Raw genomic sequence first — 2,904 nt, 5'->3', positions numbered from 1 at the left:
GTATAAAACGCGATCCGCAGGCACCCGGATTTCAACGCTTTATCGTTCGCCCCCCACTGTTAACAGCCACGCAAATGGAATGGGCCAAAGCCAATATAGAATCGCCTGCAGGTTTAATCAAAACGGCATGGAAACGTACAGGTAATCAGCTCACCATGAACATAAACGTACCTCCTAATTGTACGGCTATACTTCAGCTACAGGAAAATGAGACAAAAAATGTAACTGATAAGTCAAACCACATTAAGGACTTAGGTTTAAAGGATGGTTTCAGATCTTTTGAGCTTACATCAGGTAACCATATTATTAAAACAGAGAAAATCTAAACAGATCATTATAAATTAAAAACATGTTACAAAAATTCTTATATCCTCTTTTTGCCATTTGTTTAATAGCCGCTAGTACACATGCACAGCCAGGCAAGAAACTAAGTAGTTCTGCTAAAGCTGATAATATTAGTCCTTTAACCAGACAATATATTTCTCCTGTAAAGATTTTATGGAAAGAAGGCCAGGTTAACAACATTGAGCAATTGTTGAAACCGGGAATTAGTCAGGCCGATCTGGCCAATCGTAACATGGCGATCTTGAAAAATGATGGCTCAGGTAAAAAAGCATCTATATTACTGGATTTTGGTAAAGAACTGCAGGGTGGATTGGAGATTGTAACCGGCATGTGGGGGCCAAAAAATGTTCCCCTTAAAATACGTGTGCGTTATGGTGAATCGGCAAGCGAAGCCATGTCTGACGTTGGTGGTCCAAAGGGTGCAACCAATGATCATGCTATCAGGGATTTTACCACATTGGCTCCCTGGTTGGGCCGAATCCAATTGGCGGAAAGCGGATTTCGCTTTGTGCGCATAGACCTTGAAGAGGAAAATGCAGAACTGCAATTGAAAGAAGTACGTGCAATTTTTACCTATCGTGATATTCCTTATATCGGTTCATTTAAAAGCAATGATGAACGCCTGAACAAAAYTTGGGAAACGGGTGCCTATACAGTACACTTGAACATGCAGGAATATCTTTGGGATGGAATTAAACGTGATAGGCTGGTATGGGTTGGTGATCTTCATCCTGAAATATCTACCGTTAATTCTGTTTTTGGATACAATGAGGTGGTTCCTAAAAGTTTAGATTTATCAAAGGAAACTACTCCTTTACCAGGTTGGATGAATGGGATAAGTACTTATTCTATGTGGTGGATTATTCTTCATTACGATTGGTATATGCAGAACGGAGATTTAAATTACCTGAAACAACAGAAGCAGTATTTAAATGGATTGGTAAAGCAAATAGTAGCAAAAGTTGGTGATGATAATCAGGAAAAACTGGATGGGACGCGTTTTCTGGACTGGCCATCAAGCGAAAATCCTAAGGGAATTCATGCAGGCTTGCAGGCCATGACGGTTTGGTCATTGGCTACGGCATCCAAAATAAGTAACCTTGTAGGCGATAAAGAAACCGCTGATTTATGCAACAAAACGGTGGCCAGGATGCGCAAATATATACCCGATCCTAATGGTTCAAAACAAGCGGCAGCTTTGCTTGCCATTACTGGTTTAATGCCTGCAGAGAAAGCCAATAAAGATGTACTTTCAGTTGGTGGTGCAGCAAATTTCTCTACTTTTTATGGCTACTATATGCTCGAGGCAAAAGCTAAAGCAGGGGACCATCAAGGTGCTATTGATGTAATCCGTCAGTACTGGGGTGCAATGYTCGACTTAGGAGCCACCACTTTCTGGGAAGATTTTAATATGGACTGGATAGCGAATGCTTCCCGCATAGATGAGTTAGTACCAGAAGGTAAAAAAGACGTACATGGCGATTATGGAGCATACTGTTATGTAGGTTTCAGACATAGCTTATGCCATGGATGGGCCTCGGGGCCAACAGCATGGTTAACTGAACATGTTTTAGGTGTTAAAGTAGTGGAAGCGGGTTGTAAAGCAATTAAAATAGAACCGCATTTAGGTGATTTAAAGTTTGTAGAAGGTACATACCCTACACCTTATGGTGTTTTAAAAATTAAACATACTAAACTGGCTAACGGTAAAATTAAAACGGATATAAATGCCCCTAAAGGAGTAAGGATAATTCAATAGAATTATCCTTGTTAAAATTAATGCACTCATCATCAGTTGTTTGTGTTAATTTTTAAAATTCTTTTGGTAAAAAATGGAATAGTCCCGCACTTGTGCTTATAAATCAATTATAGGCGATAAAAATGGATTATTCTTTATATACTATTGAGGACTTTCTAACCGACGAAAGTTTTGTTAAATATTGTTTGCGCGATAACCATCAGGATATTGCATTCTGGGAAAACATCCTTATCCGGTACCCGGAACTTTCGACAAAAATACACCAGGCCGAATCGCTTTTCTTTTTACTTTCTGTAAAAATTGATCCTCAGGAAAAGGAGCAGGAATTATCCAAACTTAAATCTTCTATTGAACACTTACAGACATTAGAGTCTGAACAGATACCTGCGAAAACGATTCGTTTAAAAAGCCGGACGCTTTGGTTCTCATCGGCAGCAGCAATTTTAATTGCTATAGGCGCCTATGCACTGTTGAATAGGAAGGATTATAGCACAACCATTCCTGTCTACAATGAACTTAGCACCAAAGCCACTATAAAAACAGGATATAACGAACGTAAATCTATAAGGCTGTCAGATGGAAGTACTGTGTTGATGAATAGCTTAACAACACTAAAGATAGACGACAATTACAACGAAAATAACCGGGTTTTATGGATGGATGGAGAGGCTCATTTTAGCGTTGCTAAAAATAAAGACAAACCTTTCATTGTAGTTTCAGGCAAAACAGCCACCACAGCCCTGGGCACCTCTTTTAAAATCAACAATTACAAAATGCATACTTCTACCTCTGTAATGCTC

At 39.3% G+C, this 2,904-nt stretch carries 3 protein-coding genes; all 3 read left to right on the top strand.

Features of this window, described 5'->3' with window-relative positions:
* Positions 1–326 (top strand): alpha-L-rhamnosidase C-terminal domain-containing protein (locus AC1DDX_RS26015; RefSeq protein WP_477622884.1); only part of this gene is annotated, 326 nt, incomplete at its 5' end.
* Positions 327–349: 23 nt separating this feature from the next.
* Positions 350–2,104, top strand: a complete 1,755-nt coding sequence (locus tag AC1DDX_RS26010) for an alpha-L-rhamnosidase-related protein (RefSeq protein WP_477622883.1) — start codon at positions 350–352, stop codon at positions 2,102–2,104.
* A gap of 122 nt (positions 2,105–2,226) precedes the next feature.
* Positions 2,227–2,904, top strand: a 678-nt coding sequence (locus tag AC1DDX_RS26005) for a FecR family protein (RefSeq protein WP_477622882.1), incomplete at its 3' end; no start/stop codon positions are given.

The sequence above is a fragment of the Pedobacter sp. 10L46_2 genome (genome assembly GCF_056395165.1).
The sequence above is the reverse complement of the archived record's forward strand: the minus strand, read 5'-3'. Positions and strand labels throughout refer to the sequence as shown.